Below are 25,982 nucleotides of genomic sequence, written 5' to 3' on the forward strand. Positions count from 1 at the left end.
TACATATGGGGGTGCTTCTCTTCACAAATGCCTCCTAGCACCCCCACCCATTTAATTAACATAAAAAAGAGAAAGGAAATGAGATGATATTTGATGATGGAGATAGATATGTAACAACACGTGAGTGTGCACAGCTTTTTAGTGTATCCACAACAACGATTCGCAATTGGGTGCTTCAGGGGTTGTTTCCGGAGCCATATAAGCTAGGGAGAGCAGTGAGATGGAGAAAAAAAGAGATCTTAGCCTTCACCCCAAAGAAAAATAAGGAGCAAATAAGAACAAATTAGGTAAAATTATATAAACTGTAGAAGGTGGTCTAAAAGGTGGTCTGAAAATGGCTATTTAAAGAAAAAATCTATATATTTCAATATGTTGAAGATATAAAATGGTGCCCCCAGAGAGACTCGAACTCCCGACCCCCTGATTACAAATCAGGTGCTCTACCAACTGAGCTATAAGGGCGTAACCACGTAGGAGTTAGCACAAACTCGCAAAAAGGAAAACAGAAAATTATCAAATTTTGTACATATTAAAAGAAAACTGTATAACAAATAAAAAATAACCAATCTATTTCCTCTTTTACCACTTTTTACAGCAAGGTTGGAATTATCCTTATGTTGATATCTTATAGAATCTTTTATAGGAATTCACCATTTTGCTATCGAATTACGAATCTGAAGACTTTGATTGATGAGCAAGGTATTTTTCTAGCCAGTGAATATTATAATTACCATCAGCAACATCTTGATTATTAATAAGATCGCGAAAAAGAGGTAGTGTAGTTTTTATCCCATCGACGACAAATTCATCTAAAGCACGCCGTAAACGCATCATACATTCTAAACGGGTACGTCCATGAACAATCAGCTTTCCAATCATACTATCATAATAAGGAGGGATACGATAACCTGAATAAGCACCTGAATCAACACGAATCCCTAAACCTCCAGGTGTATGAAAATGTGTAATGGTTCCAGGTGATGGCGTAAAGTTAATAGGATCTTCTGCATTAATACGGCATTCAATGGCATGACCAGAAAAACAGACATCATCTTGTGTCACTGAAAGCTTGCAGCCTGATGCAATATGGATTTGTTCATGGACTAAATCTATACCCGTAATTTCTTCAGTTACAGGATGTTCGACTTGTAAACGCGTATTCATTTCAATAAAATAAAATTCACCATTTTCATAAAGAAATTCAACAGTACCAGCTCCACGATATCCAAGTTGGGCACAGGCATTTGCAACAATACTGCCAATTTTTTTCCGTTCAGATTCGTTAAGTGCAGGTGATGTAGCTTCTTCCCATACTTTTTGATGCCGTCGTTGAAGTGAACAATCGCGTTCTCCTAAATGAATAGCATTTCCCGCACCATCACCTATGACTTGAATTTCAATATGACGGGGTTTTTCTAAATATTTCTCTATGTAAACAGCGTCATCACCAAAAGCAGCTTTCGCTTCTGAACGCGTTGTTTTGAGAGCTATAGAAAATTCTTGTTCAGAATGAACGACTTTCATACCACGTCCACCACCACCGGCAGAAGCTTTGATAATAACTGGATAACCAATTTCACGAGCAGTGCGTAAAGCATCTGATTCTTCAGTGACTGCTCCATCTGAACCGGGAACTACAGGAATACCAAGTTTTTTAGCGGTTTTCTTTGCTTCGATTTTATCGCCCATGATTCGGATATGAGTAGCTGTTGGACCGATGAATGTAATATCATGGGCTTCTAGAACATCTGCAAATTTTGCATTTTCAGAAAGAAAGCCATAACCTGGATGAACAGCATCAGCTCCTGTAATTTCACAAGCAGCAATAATTTGCTGAATACTCAAATAAGAATCGCGAGCAGGAGGAGGTCCAATACAAACGCTTTCGTCAGCAAGACGAACATGCATTGCATCTGCATCAGCGGTAGAGTGAACAGCCACGGTTTTTATGCCAAGTTCTTTACATGCACGCAAAACGCGAAGAGCAATTTCTCCCCGATTAGCAATGAGTATTTTTCGAATCATGGTTGCCCCTCGCTTTATTCAACAATAATAAGTGGTTCACCAAATTCAACAGGTTGGCCATCTTTGACAAGAACAGTGGTTACCGTGCCTGAGCGTGGTGATGAAATTTGATTCATTGTTTTCATGGCTTCAATAATAAGTAATGTCTCCCCTTCAGAAACATTTTGTCCTACTTCTACAAAAGGTTGCGCGCCTGGTGAAGGTGCAAGATAAGCTGTTCCAACCATCGGAGAGGTTATTGTGTTTTTTGATTTATCTTCTTGGATAGATTGTATAGGAGATTCAGTTGTTGGGACTGGAGAAGATGTTACAGAAAAAGTAGGAGTAGAAACAGGAGCATAGATGGCTTGCTCAGAAGAAGTTAAGGTATTTTGACGTGAGACACAAATACGAAGCTCCCCTTGTTCAACTTCAATGTTCGTTAAATTGGTATCATTCAAAATTTCAGCAAGATCACGAATAATTTTCGTATCAATTGCGGTTTTTGCCGAATCCATTTTTTTTGTTGCCATTTTATTTCTAACTCCTTGATCAATGAAGATCGTCATTATCTCATTTTATGACTGCATATCTCTAGATTAGGGATGATATCTTTTGAGGCTTTAAAGATTTTTATTTCCTTTAAATCATTATACTTTGCAATTTAAAACTCGTATCTGCTTTACGCAAAATTGCACTTATAAGCCTGTTATCAAAAAAGAGAAAGCATAAAATTACCTCATTTACAGTATTCTTCCTAAAACTGATCAGGTATTCACCGTGTGTTGTCTATCGCTTGTTTTAGAGTATCTTGTCTGGCTGCGCCAATGAATATTTTATTACCAATAATGTAAGAAGGTGTTCCCGTAATATGAAGTTTAGAGGCAATTTGGATATTTTCTTTAAAAGCGTTTTGTAGAGTGGGATCTTTTATTGCATTACGTAGTTTTTTTTCATCTGCTCCTAATGAAACAGCTACTTTAATAGCTTTAGCTTCATTTGCGCGGCCCTGATACATTAAAAGCGTTTTGTGAAACTGAGGATATTTCTCTGGAAATTGTTTTCGAAATACGTAGGCAACAGTATGGGCTGCCATAGAATCAGAGCTTAAAATTGGTAAATCCTTAATAATAACCTTTAAATCTGGATATTCTTTTATCAAGTCTTCTATATGTGAATAGGAACTTTTACAATATCCACAGTTGTAATCAAAAAAATTGACAAGCACTTTTTTACCATTTTGGTTTCCCAAAACGGCGTCATGAGGAGAATGAAAAATTTCTTTTTCTAATAAATGGATGACAGAAGTTTGTATTTTGTTTTCGTATTCGTTCTGTTTTTCCAGCTTATCTTGAAGAATAAGCTGCATTTCAATCAGAACTTCTGGATGAGTAAGAAGGTACTCTCTGACAATTTGTTGAATATGATGAGAATCATTATATGGTATCATTTTTTCTTTAAGCTTAGATAAAAAGCTAGAATCTTCCAAAAGTTGTGTTTTAAGCTTTTCTAAGCTTAAATGATTTGCTGTTTTTGAGTGTGATGTTGCGTTTGATAAAGAAGGTAAAAAGATTAAAATACTCGACATAACTGGGACTAAAATTTTTGAAAGAGGTGTTATTTTCGAATTTTGAGAGGGATGAGTCATCTGTATACCTTCACATTTCCTAGTGTGTCATTGAGTGAACTATATGAAAAGCGTTATCTATGTGCAATAAAGCATTTAGCTATAGTGTGTATTTAAGAATGAGAAAAAACATCAATTTTTCTCTAAAAAGACTTCATATGATGAACCTTGGCTTGGCAAGGATTATTTTTTGTAAAAGATAAAAAAATTCTCTTTAATTTGTCAAATGTTGTTTTGATGTGTAAGGGTATCAAAAGCTTTTTGTGCGTGTTTATTTTAGGAAAAAGTACGTTGATAATACAATGAAGAACACTTGTATTATTTTTTCCTATTGCTTTATTGAGTACTGAGAAACAAAATTAAATAATGAAAAGTGAAATTATGAAAACCACAACACATTATGAGCTGTTTATCATTGGGGGAGGGATAAACGGGTGTGGATTGGCAAGAGATGCAGCAGGACGCGGATTTAAAGTGGGATTGGCTGAAATGAACGATCTTGCATCTGGGACCTCAAGTGCGTCAACAAAGCTTATTCATGGTGGGCTTCGTTATCTTGAACACTATGAGTTCAAACTTGTTCGTGAAGCATTGAAAGAACGCGAGATCATTTTACGTATGGCTCCACATATTGTGCGTCCTTTGCGTTTTCTTCTTCCCTATCATAAAGAATTGCGTCCTGCTTGGATGTTGCGTTTTGGACTTTTTATTTATGATTATTTAGGGAATTGGAATCAGAAATTGTGGCGCAGTAAAACGATTAATTTTTCAAAAAAATTTTGCTCTACACTGAAGAAAGAATATCAGAGAGGTTTTGAATATTCTGATGCAAGAGTAGACGATGCGCGTTTAGTTATTGGCAATGCTCGTGATGCAGAAAAGTGGGGAGCTGATATAAAAGTACGAACAGAAGTTCTCTCTTTAAAAAAAGAAGGCAATAAATGGCGTATCGTTCTTCAAGACAAGTTAAGTAGTAAAGAATATAGTGTCACAGCTTCTTATGTCGCGAATATGACAGGACCTTGGATTGATCATGTTTTAGCAAACATATTAGACTGTAAAGAACATCCACCAGTACGACTTGTTAGAGGTTCTCATATTTTGGTTCCCAAGCTTTATACTCATGATCGTGCTTATATTTTTCAAAATGGTGATGGGCGTATTATATTTGCTATTCCGTATCAAGAAGAATTTACCTTGCTTGGAACAACAGATTGTAATTATCAAGGAGATCCGGCTGACGTTCATATTACTGATACAGAAATTGATTACATTTGTGCAGCAGCCAGTGAATATTTCATACAACCAGTGTTACCTGAAACAATTGTCTGGTCTTACTCTGGAGTTCGTCCACTCTATAATGATGGAGCTTCAAAAGCACAAGAAATTACGCGCGATTATGTTTTAAAAGAAATGGGAACAGGAACAACACCAAAGATTCTTAATCTTTACGGAGGAAAGATTACAACTTATCGTAAGTTGGCTGAAGATGCGATGAAATTTGTTGAAAAAGCGCTTGGTAAAAAGGGAGCATCATGGACAGCTAAAACAGTACTTCCAGGGGGTGATTTTCCCTATAATCAATTAGATATAATCGAAAATAAGATTGCTCTTTTGATGCCAGATTTAGATGCTTTTACACATCGCAGGCTTGCACGCTCCTATGGTACGGAAGCATTAGTGATATTTGAACATGGTGAGGCAAATAGAGGAAAAGATTTTGGACATGGGCTTTATGAAGTAGAAGTAAAATGGTTGATGGAAAAAGAATGGGCTAAAGCATGTGAAGATGTGTTATGGCGTCGTTCAAAACTTGGTCTCCTATTTAATGAACAAGAGGTTGACATTCTTTCTTCCTATATGCAAAGCAAACAAGAGATTGAACAACGTTTATGATCATTTCATTTTACAAATTTTATCTGCAATATTGTAAAATATTTTCCTTCAAGAGATACTGATGTCAATCATACATATTAAAAAGACAATGATTGTCTATGCCCTAATTTTAGTTTTTTTGCAAGAATCATAAAATGGTAAAATTAGATAAAACATTTAGGATGGAATTTATCTATCTTATAAAGTGAAATCCAAGAATATTACCAAGAATAACTCATTGAGAAAAAATGATTTATAATTAGATTCGTGTGAAATAAGGATTTTTGTTCTTTCTTGAGGAGAAGATAAAAGTACTTTCTGTAGCGTTTATTTGCACAATAAGTTAAAAAAATCTAAAGAAAATTAAATCTATTCTGAAAAATTGTACAATGTTTTAGTTTATCGTTTATTATCTTAAACGCTGCGCTAAATCATGTAAGGATAGAGGCTTGATGAGCGTAAGAAGAAATTGTAAATGAGTTTTTTATATTATAGTGAAAAATTTTTTCATGTTTATATACCTGAACACTAATCTATGAGAAATGCCATATTGTGTTTTATCATGATTGATTGTAGTAAACCTTTATATCAATTGAAGATAATGGGCTGTTATTATACTCATGATAGTATAAGGGAATAAAAATTTCCGTAAACTAAAAGTAAGTATTTTTCTATGTATAAAGAGAGAGAGCTATAGGGATATGAGAGTAATACCCTCATGATATTTTACAACCTTCCATCGCCTGTAAAATTTGCAGTAGCACCAATGTTGGATTGGACAGACCGACATTGCAGGTTTTTTTATCGTCTTTTAACGAAAAAAGCACTCCTTTATACGGAAATGATGGTAGCAGATTCTGTCATTCATGGTGTTCGCAAACAATTGTTGGCTTTTAGCGATAAAGAACGCCCAGTTGCATTACAATTAGGGGGGGCAGATCCGAAAAAGTTAGCAGAAGCTGCACGAATTGCTGAAGATTTTGGCTACAACGAAATAAATCTCAATGTCGGTTGCCCATCAAATCGTGTTCAAGCTGGTGTCTTTGGGGCTTGTTTGATGCTACATCCAGACATTGTGGCAAATGCCGTGGAAGCGATGAAACGAGAGGTTACTATACCAGTAACTGTCAAATGTCGGATTGGAGTGGACGAACAAGATGAAGAGTTAGCGTTAGATCTTTTGGCTAATCAGGTTTGGAATGCTGGATGTGATGCGCTCTGGATACATGCACGCAAGGCATGGCTACAAGGATTGAGTCCGAAAGAAAATCGTAATATTCCGCCCCTTAATTATGAAAGGGTTTATAAATTAAAACGTAAATATCCTCATAAATTCATTGGGATAAATGGTGGAATTAAATCGATTGATGAGATCAAAGAACACTTAACTTTCTGTGATGCTGTCATGCTTGGTCGCCAAGTTTATCATGATCCAGCTTTGTTAAAACATATTGATTTTGAACTCTATGATGAGGCGCAAAATAATCTGAGTGAGAGTGATCTTATTGAGGTTATGTGTGATTATGCGGCTCGACATATTGCATCGGGAGGGCGGCTTTCTCATGTGACGCGTCACATGATTGGTTTATTTCATGGGCGGGGTGGGGCACGTCGATGGAGGCAAATATTATCAAATGACGCAACAAAACCAAATGCAGATATATGTATTTTAAAAGAAGCTTTTTATGCTCTCATTTAATAACAGCCTGACAATTAACATATGTTAAAATTGAGATCCTTTGTGTTTTGATTTCTTTATGATCATTTTGATCCCTTCGATTTTATAAGTTTCTGAAAATTTGCAACTTTTGTTATAGAAGGAATGTTAGAATTTATATATTAAACAACATGCTGATTGCTTCTATTTAATAGAGAAATAGGTTAAGAGCATAATGTAAAAATAGTAATAACATATTGATAATATTTTAAATCTTTCATGTTCGTTATTTGATTAGAAAATAGAAATCATTGCTTTCATAATATTTAACGTTTTTAAAGCACTGTTTAAAAAAACAATAAATTATTCATATCCTGTATATATGACGTGATTTTCATAAACATTGTAGATTTTAAAAGGTATCCTTATGACCGCTAGTCCATTTGATGATTTTCGTGCTTTGCTTACAAATTTACCTGTTGCTGATGAGTTTTCTATAATCTTGGCAAAAAAACGGCAAAAAAACTTAACAAAAGAGCAAGGAACATTGGGAAAACTGGGAGACATTGCTGTTTGGTATGCGGGATGGAGGGGCACAGAAAAACCTATCGTAACGCGACCTTTGGTCGCTATTTTTTCTGGAAACCATGGTATAGTAGAAGAAAATGTTACACCATTTCCACAATCTATGACACAAAAGATGGTGCAAAATTTTGCATCTGGTGGAGCTGCTATTAATCAAATTTGTATTGCTTATGATCTTGGATTAAAAATATTTGATTTAGCATTGGAATATCCAACAATGAATATTACGAAGGATGCTGCAATGGATGAGCGGAGTGCAGCTGCTACAATGGCATTTGGAATGGAATCCATTGCGGGTGGGACAGATCTTTTATGTATTGGAGAAATGGGAATTGGAAACACAACAATAGCTTCAGCTTTATGCTTAGCATTGTTTGGAGGAGAAGTGGAAGAATGGACAGAAAATGGTATGGAATCAGAAGGTGATTTTTATCAGCGTAAAATCGCAGCGGTTAAGACAGCCATTTCTTTACATAAGGATTATTTTAATGATCCTTTTGAGATAATGCGTCGCTTAGGAGGACGTGAAATTGCTGCTATGGTTGGTGCTATTTTAGCAGCAAGAATAGAAAAAATACCCGTGATTTTAGACGGTTTTGTGGCAACAGCAGCTGCTGCGGTCCTTTATAAAATGCATCCAAAAGCTCTTGATCATACCCTTGTTGGACATGTTTCTTCTGAGGCAGCTCATCGTAAACTTTTAAAAAAAATTGGCAAAGAACCACTTCTTGATTTGGGGATGCGTCTTGGTGAAGGGACAGGAGCAGCTATGGCAGCTGGTATTGTCAAAGCTGCTGTTTTAACACATGCACAAACGGTGGTTTTTTAACAAGAAAGTTTGAATGCCTAAAAGAATGAGACGATATAAAAAACTCTTAAGAGTTTTGTTCATGCGTCTTGTCGTGTAATTTAATATAATTGAGTGGAAGTTCCGTTGTATATTTAATCTGTTCCATTGCGAAAGAAGATGAGACATCACGGATGTCAATTTTAGAAATTAATTTTTTATAAAAAAGATCATAAGCTTCAATATTGGGCACAACAACACGCAATAAATAGTCAATATCTCCGCTCATTCGATAAAATTCAATGACTTCACGGAATTCTTGCACAATTTTTGAAAAACGCTTAAACCATTCATGACTATGTGTGTTTGTGCGAATAGACACAAAAACAGTGACATGCGCATTTACTTTTTCTGGAGAAAGAACGGCAACACGACGCTGAATGACACCATCTTCTTCAAGTTTTTGAATTCTACGCCAGCAAGGAGTGGTCGAAAGTCCCACTTTTTTAGCAATATCAGCAACAGAAAGTGTCGCATTTTCTTGCAAAAGATGTAAAATTTTTCGGTCAAGACGATCCATATTTTTTCTCAATATTTTAATTTATAAAAATTTACGCACTAAACGACGCAGATATACAATAAGCTCATCGTTAAACCATGGGTTTTTCTGTAACCAAGAAGTATTTCGCCATGATGGATGAGGCAAAGGCATAACATTATAGCCTTGAGGTTGGGGGATGGAAAGAATATTTCTCCAATCACTAACGGTTGCTGAAACAGTTTTATGTTTTAATTCTGTAATATGCCACTTTTGCGCATAACTGCCAATAGCAAGAACAAGCTTTATTTGAGGCATCGCTTGAAATATCTTTTCATGCCATATTTCTCGACATTCACGCCTTGGTGGTAAATCAGCTTTATTGTTGTCATAACCTGGAAAACAAAATCCCATAGGAACAATAGCAAAAAGGGATTTGTTATAAAATTCTTCTTTCGTTACCCCCAGCCAATCACGTAGCCTTTTGCCAGAGTGATCATTAAAAGGGATAGAAGTTTTATGGACACGCAATCCTGGTGCTTGTCCTGCAATTGCAATCGAAGCCGTATCGGATAAATAAACGACGGGATTTGGTTCGTGAGGAAGAGGAGGAAAATAATGTGGCTGTTGGATACAAACACGACAGGAATAGATTTTTTTTTCAAGTTTAATAATCTGATTACATCGTTTCATTGGTCAATGAAATTAAAAAATATTTTTTTATTCAGTGCGAGGATTTGCTTTGCGCCATTCTCGCGGTCGTTGAAAACTTGATGCCCATATTCCTTTCTTTTTCTTCCTAGCTTCTTGTTCTTCTTTAGGGTATTCATAATAACTTACAGCCCAACCATTATGTACAAGCGTTGCATTGATATTGCTAACTTGTTTTGTTTTACATGTTGCAAGAATACGACGGTATTGATCTGTTTTATGCCAGTAACATGTAACAGTTTGATTTTCTAGTAGTTGTTCTAAATATTTTTTAGCCTCAAGTCCACAAGGGTAGCGTTCCTCTTTTCTTCCACAAAATTGGTGGAGTTCAGGAGCATCAATTCCAATCAGTCGAATCCTAATTGAAGAAATCATGATGGAATCACCATCAATGATTACTGCATTTCCTTTAACAGAGTTTTGAGAAGAAAATTTTTCTTTTTGAGGCAACGGCTGATTTTGCTTAAAATAAATTGACATAACAATAAGAATGCTAGCAGCAAAAAAAATACTGAAACCAGTGATTTTTTTTAAGCTTCTTAAATTAAAATAAGAATTTTTTTTCATAAAACCAAGAAACTACTAACATTATTATAACGCACTCTATTTTAGTATTGCTTATAATTCATCCGAGAAATTTCATTCGTATGACGAAACAATGTCTCGTTTTAATGACAAAATTTTTGTTAGATATCACAATAATCAAATACTCATTTAGAATATATGTAAGCAACTTAAATAATAAATCAACTTATTCAAAACCGTACAAAACATACAAATTTTAAAGTAAACTTTTTAAACTTAAGGAAACAAAAAAACGCCCCTCAAAAAATAACTTTGAAGAGCAATATCCCCACATTTCTTTTGGAGTATAACATCTATTTATTTAATTTTTGTTTCTTTAAATTCAACGTGCTTTTTTACAACTGGATCATATTTACGCTTGCTCATTTTATCTGTCATTGTACGGCTGTTTTTCTTTGTTACATAGAAAAAACCGGTATCTGCAGTTGATAAAAGCTTGATCTTAATGGTTGCTGCTTTAGCCATAATGTAAGAACCCTATTTATACTGAAAAAATATTATTTTGCTATCAAAACCTATTTCTGATGTCATCAGATTCTCCAGCAACACTACGGATGTTCTCAAAAAAGTCAAGAGCTGATTAATTTTCTCATAAGTTGGACAAACACCAAAGTGATATATAAACTAAAAAAACAGCCATAGCTATTGAAAAACCGAAAGGATTAAAGATATCCATGGATTTTCCGATAAAGGTCGGCCCGATAAGCATACCAATTCTATAGCAAAAAATAAAAGCAGAATTAGCAGTAGCAAGTTCTTGTCCCTTGAGACGTGCCCCTAGATGTGCAAGGCCGATTGTATAAAGGTTCGCTGATACACCACCAAGAAGGAACAGATCAAGCATCAGAATCCATGGATATTGAATGATCCATGGTACCATGAAAGTTCCCAAAAAACCTAAGATAGCGCAACTTATCAGCGGATAGCGTCGATCTTTGGCATAATCGCTTATATACTCCTAATGCTGATAGGAATTAAGAGGAAAACATTTCCGAGCACAAGGGTTGCCATAAAGTGTGCTGCTTCATTCTCATTATAACCAATGGATAAACTAAAGGGTGTAATAAGAGTTAATGCGCCCATTTGAATAGCACCGTAAACAAGTACTGCCATCATTGCGCTTGGAACGTGAAAAAGATAACGAAAAAATGGTGTATATTGGCTTTTTTGAAATTCTGGACTTAATTTCAAGCGGCAAGAATTGGGATAGCAGCCAATATAATAAGACTATAACCAACAGCAAAAGGAATAAATCCTTGTGTTCCCACTTTTGCTAATAGCATTGGACCTACCGCAAACCCTAATCCTAGGACAATAGCATAAATGGAAAGAACAAAACCACGTCTTTTAGGGGGAGCATAACTGTTGATCCAAAACTTTGATAGGATAAACATAACTGTCATAGTAAAATGTAATATAAACCTTAAAATGAACTAAATCCATATGGATTCAAAAAAATAGAATCCTAAAAAACTTAAAGATCCTATGGCCATCATAAATAATATCGTTTTAGAAATGCCTAAGCATAAGGCGATTCGAGAAGTAAAAATAGCTGCAACAATTGTGGCAAATCCACCAACAGTTCCACTATAGCCGATCATACTATTGGAAATACCTTTCTCTGCCATAAGAAGAGAGAGAGACAAGTTGTGTTCCTATTCCCAATGCTGTTCCAACGGTGCCAATAGTTACAATAGCTACAATAATTGCACGCAAAGAATTGTTTTGAGAGTCAAAAGCTTTTTTTTCATGAGAATGGCTTAAGGTACTTTTGTTGATTTAAACAATAAAAAGATGAGCTGAAATGAAAGGGAGACCAAACTATTCTTTGCAGTTTTTCTCATTCCCTGAGTATAAAAAACTGCAAGATTTTTATGTGGTTATTATAGAGATAACAATAAAATTCATCCTCTTGTATACTAAAAAAAGAAGATTGTACACGTTATATAATATAAATATTATATAAGTCATTTCTTAACTTGAAGTTATTATTTTTTATTATTCATATTCTATTTAATGGAGGACAAGAAGCTTAATTTTTTCTTTTCCCATAAAAGGTATGCTTTTGTTTTTTTAATTTGTTTTTATGGTAGGATGTCGGTGAAAATTTTATTGGACGAGGTTTTGTTAAGAGTTCAAAGCATAAAGCGCCAGCAAAAGGTTGTACCGTTATAAGTTTTACTTCTACAACATCACTGAGCTGATAGCCTTTATGGCTACGCTGTCCTACAAGAACATGTTGTGCTTCATCAAAATGATAATAATCATTTTTAAGTGTAGAAATATGGACAAAACCATCTGTATTGAGTTTATCAAGTGAGATAAAAAGACCTGCTTTTGTCACTCCGGAAATGCGACCTGTAAAAATACGGCCGATTTTATTCGTTAAATAGTGAGCAACAAGCCGATCAATAGTTTCCCTTTCAGCCATCATTGCACGGCGCTCGTATAAAGAAATTTGCGTAGCAATTTCTGCAAGATTTTGTTCTTGTGTATCTGTTAATTGATCATTTCCTAATTTCAGCGTTTTAATGAGTGCTCGATGAATAATAAGATCAGCATAACGACGGATGGGGGATGTAAAATGTGTATAGTTATGTAGGTTTAAACCAAAGTGGCCGATATTTTTTGGATTATACTCAGCTTGAGATTGTGAGCGCAGAATAACTTGGTTGATCAATTCTTTTTGTGGTGTATTCGTCACTTTTGCCAGAATGCTATTAAGGCGCGCTGAGGTAAGTTCGCTTCCGCGGGAGAGTGGTATCCCCAAACTTTGAAGAAAGCTCCGAAGTATTTCTTGCTTAGCAAGAGAAGGTTTTTCATGAATACGATAAATGAGGGGCTGGTGATGTTGTTTTAATGTTTCAGAAGCTGCAATATTGGCTTGTATCATAAACTCTTCAATTAAACGATGCGCTTCTAATTGTGTTTCACTCACAACATCTTTTATGCATCCATTTTGATCAAGAATAATCTTTTTTTCTGCAATTTCTAACTCTAGTGGTTGGCGACGATTTCGCGCAGCTTTAAGGCATGCATAGGCTTCCCATAAGGGTTGCAAAATGCTCTCAAAAAGAGCGGCTGTTTTTTCATTTATATTCCCTTCAATTGCCAATTGTACTTCTTGATAAGAAAGTTTGGCTCTTACACGAATCATAGTACGATGAAAACTATGTTTTCGTTTATTACCGTTTGCATCAAAAATCATACGAACGGCTAAAGCTGGTCTTTCTTTTCCTTCACGCAGAGAACATAAATCATGAGAAAGGCGTTCAGGTAACATTGGCACAACGGTATCGGGAAAATAAACAGAATTTCCGCGTTTCAATGCTTCTTTATCTAATGCGCTTCCTGTTTTGATATAGTAAGAAACATCTGCAATGGCCACAATAATAATCCAACCATCATTATTTGCTGGGTCCTTATCCTTGGTTGCATAAACTGCATCATCATGGTCTTTTGCATCTGGTGGATCAATTGTAATAAATGGTAATTGTCGCCAATCTTCACGATTATCCATATTGGCAGCTTTGATATGTTTGACTTGCTCAAGAACACTTTCAGGAAAAATATAAGGAATTCCTTTCGAAAGAAGCGCTATCATTGAGAGTGTTTTTTCACTCTTAATATGCCCTAAAACATTCTTTATTTTTGCGCTCTTTAATCCGTAACCAGTATTTTTTTTAATTTCGACTTCAACGAGATCACCAATTTCAATCTTCATTTCTGGAGACATTTCAACAATGAGTTCACTAGTTTTGCGGTCTATAGGATCAAGGCGCCATTGATTATTTTCAAATTTTCGTACAACAGCAAATGCGCTTTTGGGAGATACATCAATTTTACGAATAATTCGTCCCATATAAGGGGGGCTTGAGCTTTCAGAATTTTTATTTCGAAAAACTTTTACAAGAATATGATCTCCAACACCAATGCTACTTCCTTTTATGTGATGAAAAGAGTGTATTTCAATATTGGGCTTTGGAGAATCTTCCCATTCAAGAGGTTGTGCAATAAAACTCCCATCTTTATCACGTCCGCTAATTTTTACTAAAGTAACAGGAGGTAATTTTCCTTTGTTTATTGCTCTTTTGCGTTGTTTAGAGATAGGATTTTGATCCTTTAACTCACGTAATATATCTCTAAGCCAAATACGGGAATCGCCTTTTAAGTTAAAAGCTTTGGCGATTTCTCGTTTACTTGAGTGGTTAGGATTCTCATTTATAAAGAAAAGGATTTCTTCCTTATCGGGAAAATTTTTCCCCTTGAATGAAGAGAGATATTTTATGTTTTTTTCACCTTTAGCCAAAATTTATGTCTCTTTTATTTTTGCTTTTGTTTTAGAAGAAGCTCTTTTTGAAGTTGTTTTTTTACTCGATGCTTTAGCCGATATAAGTTCTAATGCCTCTGGCAGTGTTACACTAATGGGATCTTTATCTTTTGGCAATGTTGCATTAATTTTACCCCAATTAACATAAGGACCATAACGCCCGTTGCGCACGGTAATGGTTCCTCCTTCGGGATGCTCTCCTAATGTTGCCAATGCTGCAGGTGTTGTTCTGCTTTGCTTGGTTTTGTTTTCTTGTTGCTCTGCCAATACTGTAACAGCGCGATTGATACCAATATCAAAAACTTCATCTGCATGAAGAAGGCGCGCAGATTTTCCGTTATGGCTAAGATAGGGACCATATCGTCCAATCGTAGCTGTGATTGTTTTTCCAGTTTCAGGATGAATGCCAATTTCACGGGGAAGGGATAGTAAGGCCAAGGCTTTATCAAGGGTTACGTTTTCTGCCTGCCATTCTTTTGGTAGTCCTGCACGCTTAACTTCTTTGCTTTCACCAAGTTGAATATAGGGACCAAACCGACCATTACGAAGAGAGATATCTTTTCCTGTTTCAGGGTCAATACCAAGGATAACAGGTTCATCATTGCGCACAGCTTCATTCTCTTCTCCAGTATCTGTACCGAGTTGGCGTGTGTACTTACATTCGGGATAATTAGAACAGCCAACAAAAGCACCATAACGACCGAGTTTTAATGATAATTGACCATTTTTACAAAGAGGACAGGAACGCACATCACTTCCATCTTCACGTTTAGGAAAGGCGAGAGGTGCTAATGTTACATTTAAAACATCAAGAACATTGGTTATACGGAGTTCTTGGATATTGCTAATAGATGCATTAAATCCATCCCAAAAATCTCGCAATACGTCTTTCCAAGAAAGTTTTCCATCAGAGATAAGATCCAGCTTTTCTTCAAGATCTGCTGTGAAACCATATTCTACATAGCGATTAAAAAAATTTTCAAGAAAGGCTGTAACAATACGTCCCTTAGCATCGGGAATAAGCTTTCGTTTATCAATTACAATATATCCACGGTCACACAATGTCGCCAATGTGGAGGCATAAGTTGAAGGACGACCAATTCCTAACTCCTCAAGCTTTTTAATTAATGAAGCTTCAGAATAACGAGAAGGGGGCTCTGTGGTATGCTGTGCAGATTCAACTTTTTCTTTTGTAAGTGCTTCACCAGTGTTTATTTGTGGTAAACGTGTTGTTTCATTTTCTTCATTATTTTCTTCGTCTCGTTGATCGGTGTAGACGGAAATAAAGCCATCAAAGCGAATAACAGATCCTGTTGCTCGTAGATTTGCACGGTTTTCTCCTTGCTGTGCTTCAATTTCAACAGTTGTGCGTTCAATTTCAGCAGAACGCATTTGGCTGGCAATAGCACGCTTCCATATCAGCTCATAGAGCTTTGCTTGATCGCTATCAAGAAAATTACGGACTTGACTAGGATTGCGTTGAAAATCTGTTGGACGGATCGCTTCGTGTGCTTCCTGTGCATTTTTTGCCTTTGTTGAATAAAAACGTGGTTTTTCAGGAATATAGTCTTTACCGAAAGTTTCATGAATAACTTTTCGTGCTGAATCTATAGCCTCTGGTGCTATTTGCACACCATCGGTACGCATATAAGTAATAAGCCCTGCCGTTTCACCATTAATTTCAATGCCTTCATAAAGCTTTTGGGCAATTTGCATAGTGCGAGAAGCTGAAAATCCTAATTTTGAAGAAGCTGCTTGTTGTAGTGTGGAGGTTGTAAATGGAGGAAGAGGATTTCTCTTTGTAGGTTTTGCTTCAACACTGAGTGTATGATATTGGGCTTTCTCCAACATAAAGCGAATTTGGTCTGCTTGTTCTTGAGATTGAATATCAAGCTTGCCTATTTTTCTTTGATTAAACATTGTCAATCTTGCTTGGAAACTATCATTTCGGATGGTTTTTAACTGTGTTGTAACGGACCAATAATCTTCTTTGATAAAATGTTCTATTTCTGATTCACGATCACAAATAATACGCAAAGCAACCGATTGAACGCGTCCTGCTGAACGTGCACCAGGGAGTTTCCGCCATAAAACAGGTGAAAGTGTAAAACCAACGAGATAATCAAGTGCGCGACGTGCAAGATAAGCATCTACAAGTGATGTATCAATATCACGTGGATTGTTCATAGCATCAAGCACAGACTTTTTGGTGATGGCATTGAAGACAACTCTTTTAATAGGTTTATCTTTTAAAACTTTTTTTTGACGAAGAACATCCAGAATATGCCATGAAATAGCTTCCCCTTCACGATCAGGGTCTGTTGCTAATATAAGGCTATCGGCTTCTTTAACGGCTTTTGCTATTTCATTTAAACGTTTAGCGGCAGAAGAATCTATATCCCATTTCATAGAAAAATCTTGATCCGGTAAAACAGAACCATCTTTTGCAGGTAAATCACGAACATGTCCAAATGATGCGACAACTTTGTATTGAGACCCAAGATATTTATTAATTGTTTTTGCTTTTGCTGGAGATTCAACGATAACGATATTCATAATTTTACCCAAATATTGAAATAAAAAACTTTTTTATAAACGCCTTTTACGCGAATAGCTAATGACAATTGCTTAAGAGCACATAAAAAAATATTAGCCATATAAAAAACATGAATATTGTACAACTTATGATTGTTATTATTAGAATACACCCTATATAGAATTACACGATTTATTTTCCACTGTTATTACAAAAACATACGACGAAATACTAAGATAACGTCTATTGAGAGGTAGGAGGGGAAATGCTCAAGGATAGAGGATTATGTTTATAAATCATTTAAAAGTTATCCAATATATTACAGACATGTCTAAGCAAATGAATCAGATGGCGCGTCAGGCGCATAGTCCGCTTTTAGCATTGCTTTTGGATATGGTTGCCAAAGAAGGGCAAAGCATTATTAATAGTGCTGAGGCTCTTGGGGAAGATCAAGATTCGACAATGACACACAACCACCAGAGTGTCGAATAAGCTTTCCAGCAAGCTCGAGTTCTACCAACAAGAGGTAGAGAATTGGAAGTGAAACACCTGTGTGGGTGCTGAGAGTGTCTAAATCGATTGGCGTTGTTGAAAGAGCGGAGAGAACTGCTGCACGTGCTGCATCATCACCTGCTAAAGAGGGACCGCTGTTTTTTTCATCTGCTAAATTGAAATTCTCCTTTTCAAGTTGTAAAGAGGATGGTTCCTCAAAAAAATTGAGTTGCGAATTTGGAAGCGGTGAAATTAATGGCGTAAGTGTTTCTATGATGTCAGAAGGATGTGTGGTGAGTAGAGCACCGTCCTTGATAAGATTGTTTGTACCAACAGATCTTGGATCAAGTGGTGAGCCGGGAATGGCAAAAATTAACCGCCCCATTTCAGCTGCTTGACGTGCGGTAATTAAGGACCCTGAGCGCAGGGCTGCCTCTACAACCAAGAGACCAAGTGATAGAGCTGCAATAATACGGTTTCTTCTTGGAAAGTCGATAGCACGTGGCTTCCAAGAAATGGGCATTTCGCTGATGATGGCTCCACCATTGGCGATAATATCTTCATGCAACTTTTTATTTTCAGGAGGATAGATATGATCAATTCCCCCAGCCATAACTGCAACAGTTCCTGTTTTTAAACTTGCTTGATGCGCAACGCTATCAATTCCACGAGCGAGCCCAGAAATTGTTACAAAGTCTGCTTCTCCGAGAAAACGCGCAAATTGAACCGTAAGCTTTTTTCCCGCAGCTGAAGCATTTCGAGAACCTATAATTCCAATAGAAGTTTTTTGAAAAATTGAAACATTACCTTTGATAGCAATAAGCGGCGGAGGGGCTTCTGTAACCTTAAGAAAAGCTGGATAATCTGGTTCTCCCATACCGATAAACCGAACACCTAATCTTTTCGCTTTTTGTATTTCTTTTTCTGCATCTTCTAAGCTTGCTATTTTAATAGATACAGAACCACCGCCTTTTCTACTAAGCTCTGGCAGCGCTTCCAGAGCATTTTCTGCTGTTTTATAATGATCAATGAGATTGCGAAAACTCACTGCTCCAATATTTTCACTACGCAACAACCGTAACCAATTTAGACGTTGACGATCAGTGAGCAGGATTCCTTTATTTATCCCCGTTTTGAGTCCCAATCTTACTTTCTTCCCCAATTAATAATCTACCGATATTTGCGTAATGCTTTATATACACAAATATGCTCATCACAATCAGCATAAAATAGAAATAAGGATCGGAAAAGTAAAAAACAAATATCGCAGTTATAACAACAGAAACGAGTGCGGATAATGAAGAATAGCGTGTGAGGAGAAAAATCGTTATCCATACAATAATAAAAATAATTGCTGCAGGCCAATAGATTCCTAAGCAGATCCCTAGATAGGTAGCAACACCTTTGCCGCCTTTAAATTTAAGCCATATGGGGAAAAGATGCCCTAAGAAAACAAAAAAACCTGCTAGAGAAACAAGGATACTATTGTCTAGCGGATCACTAAAAAACTTTATAACGAAAACAACGATAGTTCCTTTCAACATATCACAAAGAAGTGTTAGAGCAGCAAGTTTTTTATTTCCTGTTCGTAAAACATTTGTAGCTCCAATATTGCCGGAACCAATTGTTCTCACATCGCCAAGTTTGGCTAATCTCGTAAAAAGAAGACCAAATGGAATCGAGCCAATGATATAAGATATGAGGAAAATAAACCATGGAGTGGACTGAAAAAATATTTCTGCTTCATTCATTAAAAATCTCATTAAGTTTGTTGATCAAGTTTAAAAACGGTTTTCCCTTTCACAATGGTCTGGAGCACGCGTCCTTGAAAACGTGCATTCTCAAAAGGGGTATTTTTTGAACGTGAATAGAGCTTCTCTTTCGAAACAACCCATGGTTCTTCAAGATCAACCACAATAAGGTCTGCATGAGCACCTTTCTTCAGTGTTCCTGCATTGAGTCCAAAGAGCTTTGCAGGCGCCGTTGACAAAAGTTCAGTTATCCGTAGAAGAGATAGGCTCTCATCATGGTAAAGGCGTAAGGCTGCACTCAATAAAGTCTCCATACCAATAGCGCCAACCGCTGCGTCATTAAATGGTAAATGTTTTGTATCGTTACTCTGAGGATCATGAGAAGAGACAATAACATCTATAGTCCCATCCTTTATTGCTTCAATCATTGCTATACGGTCTTCTTCTGTACGCAATGGGGGCATTAAGCGAAAAGAGGTGCGATATTCACCAATGTCATTTTCATTGAAAGATAAATGATTAATAGATATACCCGCTGAAATTTTCTCACTGCGTTTTTTACCTAAACGAAGTGCATCAGCAGAGAGTGCTGTTGATATTTGAGCGGCATGATAGCGTGTTTGCGTTAATACTGCTAATCGCAGATCCCTTTCAAGTGGGATAACTTCTGCTTCGCGGGGGATGCCAGAAAGACCAAGCCAACTGGCGAGCAGCCCTTCATTCATCACACCTTGTCCTGTAAGATCTTTATCTTGCGTTTCATGCATCAATGGAACATCAAAATCACGCGCATAAGTCATTGCACGTCGCATAACAGATGAACTTTGAAGCGTTTTTTTTCCTTCATAAAAGGCAACAGCTCCTGCATCTTTTAGTAAGCCGAATTCCGCTATTTGCTGTCCGTTGAAACCTTGTGTGATCGCAGCAACGGGATAAATATTGACCGATGACTTTTCTTGTACTGTATGCCTAATAAATTCAACAAGTGCCACATTATCAATGACTGGACGCGTATCTGGCATCATGAGGAAAGAAGTAATACCACCTGCGGCGGCGGATTGACTTGTTGATGCGATTGTTTCACAGTGTTCATTCCCTAATTCTCCAACAAAAACGCGCGCATCAACAAGGCCAGGGAGAATTGCTTTGTTTTGTGCGTTAACAATTTCTGCTTCTTCTGGGAAACCCTGATTCAGAGCATCTTTTCCAGCGGCTATAATCCGTCCATTTTCAACAATAACTGTACCAATTTCATCGACTGCGCGTGAAGGATCAATAATACGAGCATTTTGAAAAACAATTGGTTTTATCATTTTTTTTCTCCACTGATCTTTGCGCGTGAATCTAATAAAGCCTCCATGACCGCCATACGCACTGCAATTCCCATTTCTACTTGTGTATGAATCATACTTTGTGATCCATCTGCTATGTCAGATGCAATCTCTACACCACGGTTTATTGGGCCAGGATGCAGAATAATGGAATCATTTTTGGCATAGGCTAAATTTTCTTTATGTAAGCCAAAATAATGGAAATATTCATGCGTAGAGGGAATAAAAGAACCTGTCATCCGTTCATGCTGTAAGCGTAACATCATGATAACGTCAGCATTTTTAAGACCTTCTTTCATTGTGTTAAAAACCTCAACACTCATATGAGTGATTTCTGCGGGTAAGAGTGTTGAGGGAGCAACAACACGAACACGAGCACCCAAAGCATTGAGACTCAGGATATTGGAACGGGCAACACGTGAGTGTAAGATATCTCCACAAATCGCAACAGTTAATCCTTCAATACGACCTTTTGCTCTTTTAATGGTTAGAGCATCTAATAAAGCCTGTGTTGGATGTTCATGAGCACCATCACCTGCATTAATGACACAACAATCAACTTTTTGCGCTAATAAAGCTGCCGCTCCTGCACTGTTATGGCGAAAAACCAGTATATCCGGCTTCATCGCATTGAGAGTTGCAGCTGTATCAAGTAATGTTTCTCCTTTTTTTACAGATGAGTTGCCGATCGCAAGACTCATCACGTGTGCACCTAGCCTTTTACCCGCTAATTCAAAAGAAGATTGTGTTCGCGTAGAGGCTTCAAAAAAGAGATTAATTTGAGTCCGTCCATGCAAAGTAGATTTTATTTTATCAATTTTGTTAGAAAGGATAACATTTGCTTCTGCACGATCAAGCAATGTATTAAGATCTTGTACACTTAGATCTTTAATAGCTAAAAGATGTTGATGAGGGAAAAGTGGAAAAAAATTATCTTGAATCATAGCATTCTTCTTTATCTCTCTCTAAACAGGTTAAACAAGCATTTGTTTGAATATGATAAATGTTTCTTAACTCTAAAAAGACAAATAGTCTATGATATGAATGGTTTGAATGTAGGAATATACCTATGAGTGCTGTATCTGCGCAAAATAATCGTCGAAAAAATACATTTCTTAGCGATACGCTTATGTTTCGTATTGCCTCTACTTTGCCTAAGTTTTTGTTAGCAAGTTTTGAAGAAATAGGAGATTTTGCAGCGAGTCGAGAAGCATGGAAACTCTCTTGCTTGGCAAATCATTATAAGCCTTTATTGTGTTATAATGATGAATGGGGGCAACCGACGGAAAAATTAGAGATCCATTCTTCCTATCAAGCTCTTCAACAATATTCTAGACAAGCTGGTTTGGTTACCTCACTTTGGGAAAATACGAGCTCAGAAAATGGAGTACGCTATCAAGCGCGTGCGATTCGTTTAGCTTTATCTGCTGGTTTAGAAACAGGACATTTGAATGAAGTTATCATAACGAGTGCAGCTATTGCTGTGTTAATTAGTGATATTGAGCTCTTCAAAAAATGGCAAAATGTACTTTTATCACGCCAATATGATTCCTCATCAAAGCCTATTCATCATAAAAAGGCTGCTTCTCTAACTTGTGCATTTGATGATATTGAAAAATACGCTTTTAATTTTCCAAGTGTTAAGAAGATTTCTTTCGATGAAAGTATGGAACGTGATCTATATCGTTTAAATGTTGTAAAAACCAATGTTATTAATCCTACCGCTGACGGATATCTTGTTAGTGCAGATTTAAATGGTCATTTAAGTTGTTTTTTTATTCCACGCATACAAGAAAATGGCGCATTAAATGGATTTATATCGATTCGTCATTTAATTCAGCGTTCTGGAGAACTTTTAACACCAGAGGGGGTTGTTGATTTCCAAGGCAGTTATGGTTGGCTTTTGGGAAATGCTGGAGAAGGGCTTAAAGTTATTAAAGATATCGAGACGATGATGCGTTTCGATCAATCAGTAATATCGGCAGGTGTTTTGCGAGCGGCTCTTCAATTTGGCATAGATTTTTTCCGGAAAAAAATGCCCAATCAACCTTTACCACCACTGACAGAACGTATTTTTGCAGATATTGCATTAGATATAGCTGCTTCACAAGCATTGGTTTTGCGTTTAGCGAGAGCATTTGACAATGCAGCAAATGACCGTTCTGAAGCAGCTTTTGCCCGCATTATGACACCTATTATTGCTTATCACGTAAGTCAATTGGTTGTGCCTATTATTGGCGAAATTATTGCACAACTTGGTATTGAAAGTTTTATAGAGAATAATCCATTATCGCAAATGTTGCATAATGGGCCTGCACGAATTGTGAGAAATAGTTCTGCTAATCAATTGGTAAAGGATGCCATTCTTATTGCTGAAAAAGCACCGGGACTGTTTCAGAAATTGTTAGAAAAAATTGCTCTTGATATTGGACCAGCGGGACCACGAGCAATTGAAATTATTAAGTCAGCAGGTGATATGGCATCAGCAAATGAAGGTGCAGGAAGGTTTTTTGTTGAACAGGTAGCCTATGCAGCAGCAGCAGCAGCATTACGTTCTACAGACATAGAACATGTTGCAAATGCCTATATGGAAAGCCGTCTTGGGGGACAGTGGAGATCTTCCTACGGGATGCTCATTGCACGATATAATGCAGGGCATTTGCTCAATGTCCTCTATCCTTCCATATGATGAAAGTTTTGAATTCTATTGAGAGCACCTTGCAATATAAAAGCAGCGGCTGCCGAATCAATTCGGCTTGCTCTTTTAGCGCGCGATACATTCATTTCTAGAAGAGAACGCTCTGCAGCAATTGTTGACAAACGTTCGTCCCAAAAAACAAATGGAATTTTTGTATAAGCTTTCATATTGCTCACAAAAGCTCTGGTTGCTTGAACACGAGAACCGCTGCTCCCATTCATGTTAAGGGGTAAGCCGATGATAATAACGCCTACATTTTCACGGTCAAAAGTTTTAATAAGTGTGTAAGCATCTTCTGTAAATTTTTTTCGCTGTAGTACAGGACGCGGATTTGAGACAGTCAGCCCCATATCAGAAATCGCAATTCCGATAGTTTTTGTCCCTAAATCTAAGCCTGCTATTGTTTGTCCAGGCAAAAGATGTGTCATAACTTCGTTTATATTAATAACGGTCATAAGGGTATAATGCGTTTTTTAATGTTTCAGATCTAATGGTTATATTCTTCATTCATGTTATCTAATATTCTTGCGCTTGCAAGCTCAGCCTTGTATAGCCAGAATAAAGATTAATAAAAACAGAAAGGCGTAAATAGTATGTCTGTTGATCAAGAGACCGTCAAGCGGGTCGCACATTTAGCGCGGATTGCTATCCACGATGATGAGATAGAACCTGTGACAAAAAAATTCAATGCTATTTTAGGTTTTGTAGAGCAATTGAATGAAGTTGATGTCAGTGGAGTTGAGCCATTAACATCTGTGATGCCGATGACTCTACGAATGCGTGAAGATAGTGTTACAGATGGCGATAAAGCAGCAGATATTGTAGCCAATGCCCCTGTTACAGAAGAAAATTTTTTTCTTGTCTCAAAAATTGTTGAGTAACTTTTTATATTTTTGAAATTTGAGAACCAATATGACCGATTTAACAACCCTCACAATTGCGCAAGCTCGTGATTCTCTAACAAAGAAAAATCTCAAAGCAACAGAATTAACGGAAGCTTATTTACAAGCAATAGAATCAGCTAATCCAATTTTGAATGCTTATGTAACAATAACAGCAGAACAGGCAATGAAAATGGCTGCTGAATCAGATAGTCGCTTAGCGAGAGGGCAGGGAGGGCTTTTAGAAGGAATTCCTTTGGGGATTAAAGATCTTTTTGCAACCTATGGTGTTCATACTCAAGCCTGTTCACATATCCTTGATGGTTTTAAACCGCATTATGAATCAACTGTCACGGCTAATTTATGGCAAGACGGTGCTGTAATGTTAGGAAAACTTAATATGGATGAGTTTGCTATGGGCTCATCCAATGAAACATCATATTATGGTCCCGTTATTAATCCGTGGAGAAAAAAAGACTCGAATGAAAAACTCGTACCCGGTGGTTCTTCGGGAGGATCTGCTGCCGCTGTTGCTGCACAAATTTGTGCCGGTGCAACTGCAACCGATACAGGTGGCTCAATACGTCAACCAGCAGCTTTTACTGGAACTGTAGGAATAAAGCCAACTTATGGACGTTGTTCACGGTGGGGCGTTGTTGCATTTGCTTCATCCCTTGATCAAGCTGGACCTGTTGCTAGAGATGTTCGTGATTGTGCTATCTTACTAAGATCAATGGCCTCTTTTGATGAAAAAGATTCTACTTCCGTGAATTTACCAGTTCCTGATTATGAAAGTTATCTTGGTCAATCAATTAAAGGAATGAAAATTGGTATCCCAAAAGAATATCATATGGATGGAATGTCTCCAGAAATTATTGAGCTTTGGAAAAAAGGCATAAGTTGGTTAAAGGAAGCAGGAACTGAGATTAAGAACATTTCTTTGCCCCATACAAAATATGCTCTACCTTCTTATTATATTATAGCTCCTGCAGAAGCCTCTTCTAATTTAGCGCGTTATGATGGTGTGCGTTTTGGTCTACGCGTGCCTGGAAAAGACATCATTGAGATGTATGAAAACACGCGCTCTGTTGGTTTTGGTGATGAAGTCAAGCGACGTATTTTGGTTGGGACTTATGTTCTTTCATCTGGTTATTATGATGCCTGTTATCTAAGAGCTCAAAAAGTAAGAACACTCGTAAAACGTGATTTTGATCAATGTTTTGCTTCAGGCATTGATGCTATTCTGACACCAGCAACACTAACACCTGCCTTTGGTATAGCTGATGAAAAAATAAAAAATGATGCTGTAGCAATGTATCTTAATGACATTTTTACGGTACCCGTTAATATGGCTGGTTTACCAGGAATCTCTGTTCCTGCAGGTCTGTCATCAAATGGTTTACCTCTAGGATTGCAATTGATTGGTAAACCTTTTGCTGAAGAAGTCATTTTTCAGATAGCGCACATTATTGAAAAAGAAGCAGGGATATTCAGTGCAGAAAAATGGTGGATGTAATAATCAAACTTTACAAAGGAGCATTTCTCATTGAGAACGAGAAATGCTTTTTTAAAAGGTGGAGGGATGAGCTCTATT

25 protein-coding genes and 1 tRNA gene are annotated in these 25,982 nt (G+C 36.9%); 8 read left to right on the forward strand and 18 right to left on the reverse strand.

What is annotated here, in order from left to right:
- Nucleotides 1-83 precede the first annotated feature (83 nt).
- Nucleotides 84-287 carry an AlpA family transcriptional regulator gene (locus tag ACFIKB_RS06495; protein ID WP_005865986.1) on the forward strand — a complete coding sequence of 68 codons (204 nt, stop codon included), beginning with the start codon at nt 84-86 and terminating at the stop codon, nt 285-287.
- A gap of 99 nt (nt 288-386) precedes the next feature.
- Here the strand turns inward: ACFIKB_RS06495 and ACFIKB_RS06500 are convergent.
- From ACFIKB_RS06500 to ACFIKB_RS06515, 4 genes are all read right to left on the reverse strand, one after another.
- Nucleotides 387-462: transfer RNA gene (locus ACFIKB_RS06500), tRNA-Thr, on the reverse strand.
- 204 nt (nt 463-666) lie between these two features.
- Entirely contained in the window at nt 667-2,025 is a 1,359-nt protein-coding gene (accC, locus tag ACFIKB_RS06505; RefSeq protein ID WP_375636065.1) for an acetyl-CoA carboxylase biotin carboxylase subunit, read from the reverse strand.
- 14 nt (nt 2,026-2,039) lie between these two features.
- Nucleotides 2,040-2,537: an acetyl-CoA carboxylase biotin carboxyl carrier protein gene (gene accB, locus ACFIKB_RS06510; RefSeq protein WP_273787930.1), complete on the reverse strand. Its 498-nt coding sequence runs from the start codon at nt 2,535-2,537 to the stop codon at nt 2,040-2,042.
- Nucleotides 2,538-2,779: 242 nt separating this feature from the next.
- A complete protein-coding gene (locus tag ACFIKB_RS06515; RefSeq protein WP_375653089.1) occupies nt 2,780-3,652 on the reverse strand; it encodes a DsbA family protein in 873 nt (290 codons plus the stop codon).
- A gap of 345 nt (nt 3,653-3,997) precedes the next feature.
- Between ACFIKB_RS06515 and glpD the strand changes: the two genes are divergently transcribed.
- The 3 genes from glpD (at nt 3,998) to cobT (ending at nt 8,577) form a co-directional block, all read left to right on the forward strand.
- Nucleotides 3,998-5,527: a glycerol-3-phosphate dehydrogenase gene (gene glpD / locus ACFIKB_RS06520; protein WP_375647610.1), complete on the forward strand. Its 1,530-nt coding sequence runs from the start codon at nt 3,998-4,000 to the stop codon at nt 5,525-5,527.
- 697 nt (nt 5,528-6,224) lie between these two features.
- On the forward strand, nt 6,225-7,205 hold the full coding sequence (dusA, locus tag ACFIKB_RS06525; RefSeq protein WP_375644808.1) for a tRNA dihydrouridine(20/20a) synthase DusA: 981 nt from the start codon (nt 6,225-6,227) through the stop codon (nt 7,203-7,205).
- Between the two features lie 385 nt (nt 7,206-7,590).
- Nucleotides 7,591-8,577, forward strand: coding sequence for a nicotinate-nucleotide--dimethylbenzimidazole phosphoribosyltransferase (cobT, locus tag ACFIKB_RS06530; protein WP_375653090.1), 987 nt, complete (start codon nt 7,591-7,593; stop codon nt 8,575-8,577).
- Between the two features lie 46 nt (nt 8,578-8,623).
- Here cobT and ACFIKB_RS06535 read toward each other — a convergent pair whose 3' ends face one another.
- The 9 genes from ACFIKB_RS06535 to topA all read right to left on the reverse strand — a co-directional run bounded on the left by ACFIKB_RS06535 (nt 8,624) and on the right by topA (nt 17,255).
- Nucleotides 8,624-9,115 carry an Lrp/AsnC family transcriptional regulator gene (locus ACFIKB_RS06535; protein WP_015856433.1) on the reverse strand — a complete coding sequence of 164 codons (492 nt, stop codon included), beginning with the start codon at nt 9,113-9,115 and terminating at the stop codon, nt 8,624-8,626.
- 21 nt (nt 9,116-9,136) lie between these two features.
- Nucleotides 9,137-9,766, reverse strand: coding sequence for a uracil-DNA glycosylase family protein (locus ACFIKB_RS06540; protein ID WP_375653092.1), 630 nt, complete (start codon nt 9,764-9,766; stop codon nt 9,137-9,139).
- Between the two features lie 27 nt (nt 9,767-9,793).
- Nucleotides 9,794-10,351: a thermonuclease family protein gene (locus tag ACFIKB_RS06545; protein WP_375653093.1), complete on the reverse strand. Its 558-nt coding sequence runs from the start codon at nt 10,349-10,351 to the stop codon at nt 9,794-9,796.
- Nucleotides 10,352-10,666: 315 nt separating this feature from the next.
- Nucleotides 10,667-10,834 (reverse strand): 50S ribosomal protein L33, encoded by a 168-nt coding sequence (gene rpmG / locus ACFIKB_RS06550; protein ID WP_004864083.1) that lies wholly within the window; start codon nt 10,832-10,834, stop codon nt 10,667-10,669.
- Between the two features lie 124 nt (nt 10,835-10,958).
- Nucleotides 10,959-11,249: a hypothetical protein gene (locus ACFIKB_RS06555; protein ID WP_375653094.1), complete on the reverse strand. Its 291-nt coding sequence runs from the start codon at nt 11,247-11,249 to the stop codon at nt 10,959-10,961.
- A gap of 307 nt (nt 11,250-11,556) precedes the next feature.
- Nucleotides 11,557-11,772: a hypothetical protein gene (locus ACFIKB_RS06560; RefSeq protein WP_375653096.1), complete on the reverse strand. Its 216-nt coding sequence runs from the start codon at nt 11,770-11,772 to the stop codon at nt 11,557-11,559.
- A 30-nt stretch (nt 11,773-11,802) separates the two neighbouring features.
- Nucleotides 11,803-12,015: a hypothetical protein gene (locus ACFIKB_RS06565; RefSeq protein WP_375636075.1), complete on the reverse strand. Its 213-nt coding sequence runs from the start codon at nt 12,013-12,015 to the stop codon at nt 11,803-11,805.
- Nucleotides 12,016-12,401: 386 nt separating this feature from the next.
- The gene (gene rnr, locus ACFIKB_RS06570; RefSeq protein ID WP_375636076.1) at nt 12,402-14,678 is read right to left on the reverse strand and encodes a ribonuclease R; all 2,277 of its coding nucleotides are present in this window, start codon (nt 14,676-14,678) and stop codon (nt 12,402-12,404) included.
- A 3-nt stretch (nt 14,679-14,681) separates the two neighbouring features.
- Complete coding sequence (gene topA / locus ACFIKB_RS06575) at nt 14,682-17,255, reverse strand: type I DNA topoisomerase (RefSeq protein ID WP_375636077.1); 2,574 nt, start codon at nt 17,253-17,255, stop codon at nt 14,682-14,684.
- Nucleotides 17,256-17,520: 265 nt separating this feature from the next.
- On the opposite strand from topA, the gene ACFIKB_RS06580 reads away from it, so the two are divergent.
- Nucleotides 17,521-17,727, forward strand: a complete 207-nt coding sequence (locus tag ACFIKB_RS06580) for a hypothetical protein (protein ID WP_005773510.1) — start codon at nt 17,521-17,523, stop codon at nt 17,725-17,727.
- Here ACFIKB_RS06580 and dprA read toward each other — a convergent pair.
- Genes dprA through ACFIKB_RS06600 form a run of 4 tightly spaced genes read right to left on the reverse strand, consistent with a single transcriptional unit; the run spans nt 17,657 to nt 21,753 of the window.
- A complete protein-coding gene (gene dprA, locus ACFIKB_RS06585) occupies nt 17,657-18,871 on the reverse strand; it encodes a DNA-processing protein DprA (RefSeq protein ID WP_375653097.1) in 1,215 nt (404 codons plus the stop codon). The genes ACFIKB_RS06580 and dprA overlap by 71 nt on opposite strands.
- Complete coding sequence (plsY, locus tag ACFIKB_RS06590) at nt 18,846-19,478, reverse strand: glycerol-3-phosphate 1-O-acyltransferase PlsY (RefSeq protein ID WP_375636079.1); 633 nt, start codon at nt 19,476-19,478, stop codon at nt 18,846-18,848. The genes dprA and plsY overlap by 26 nt, the downstream gene beginning before the upstream one ends.
- A gap of 11 nt (nt 19,479-19,489) precedes the next feature.
- Nucleotides 19,490-20,791 (reverse strand): dihydroorotase, encoded by a 1,302-nt coding sequence (locus ACFIKB_RS06595; protein ID WP_375644810.1) that lies wholly within the window; start codon nt 20,789-20,791, stop codon nt 19,490-19,492.
- Nucleotides 20,788-21,753, reverse strand: coding sequence for an aspartate carbamoyltransferase catalytic subunit (locus ACFIKB_RS06600; RefSeq protein ID WP_375636081.1), 966 nt, complete (start codon nt 21,751-21,753; stop codon nt 20,788-20,790). The genes ACFIKB_RS06595 and ACFIKB_RS06600 overlap by 4 nt, the downstream gene beginning before the upstream one ends.
- Nucleotides 21,754-21,878: 125 nt before the next feature.
- Between ACFIKB_RS06600 and ACFIKB_RS06605 the strand changes: the two genes are divergently transcribed.
- Complete coding sequence (locus ACFIKB_RS06605; RefSeq protein ID WP_273787944.1) at nt 21,879-23,498, forward strand: acyl-CoA dehydrogenase family protein; 1,620 nt, start codon at nt 21,879-21,881, stop codon at nt 23,496-23,498.
- Here ACFIKB_RS06605 and ruvX read toward each other — a convergent pair.
- On the reverse strand, nt 23,483-23,962 hold the full coding sequence (gene ruvX, locus ACFIKB_RS06610) for a Holliday junction resolvase RuvX (RefSeq protein ID WP_375636082.1): 480 nt from the start codon (nt 23,960-23,962) through the stop codon (nt 23,483-23,485). The two genes, ACFIKB_RS06605 and ruvX, sit on opposite strands and share 16 nt — an antisense overlap.
- Nucleotides 23,963-24,100: 138 nt before the next feature.
- Here ruvX and gatC point away from each other — a divergent pair, with 138 nt between their 5' ends.
- Together gatC and gatA are read left to right on the forward strand one after the other, a co-directional pair.
- Complete coding sequence (gatC, locus tag ACFIKB_RS06615) at nt 24,101-24,388, forward strand: Asp-tRNA(Asn)/Glu-tRNA(Gln) amidotransferase subunit GatC (RefSeq protein WP_015856421.1); 288 nt, start codon at nt 24,101-24,103, stop codon at nt 24,386-24,388.
- A 31-nt stretch (nt 24,389-24,419) separates the two neighbouring features.
- The gene (gene gatA / locus ACFIKB_RS06620; RefSeq protein ID WP_375653098.1) at nt 24,420-25,904 is read left to right on the forward strand and encodes an Asp-tRNA(Asn)/Glu-tRNA(Gln) amidotransferase subunit GatA; all 1,485 of its coding nucleotides are present in this window, start codon (nt 24,420-24,422) and stop codon (nt 25,902-25,904) included.
- Nucleotides 25,905-25,982 lie beyond the last annotated feature (78 nt).

The organism is Bartonella sp. MR110HLJHH, from assembly GCF_042194225.1.
GTDB classification, from domain to species: domain Bacteria; phylum Pseudomonadota; class Alphaproteobacteria; order Rhizobiales; family Rhizobiaceae; genus Bartonella; species Bartonella grahamii.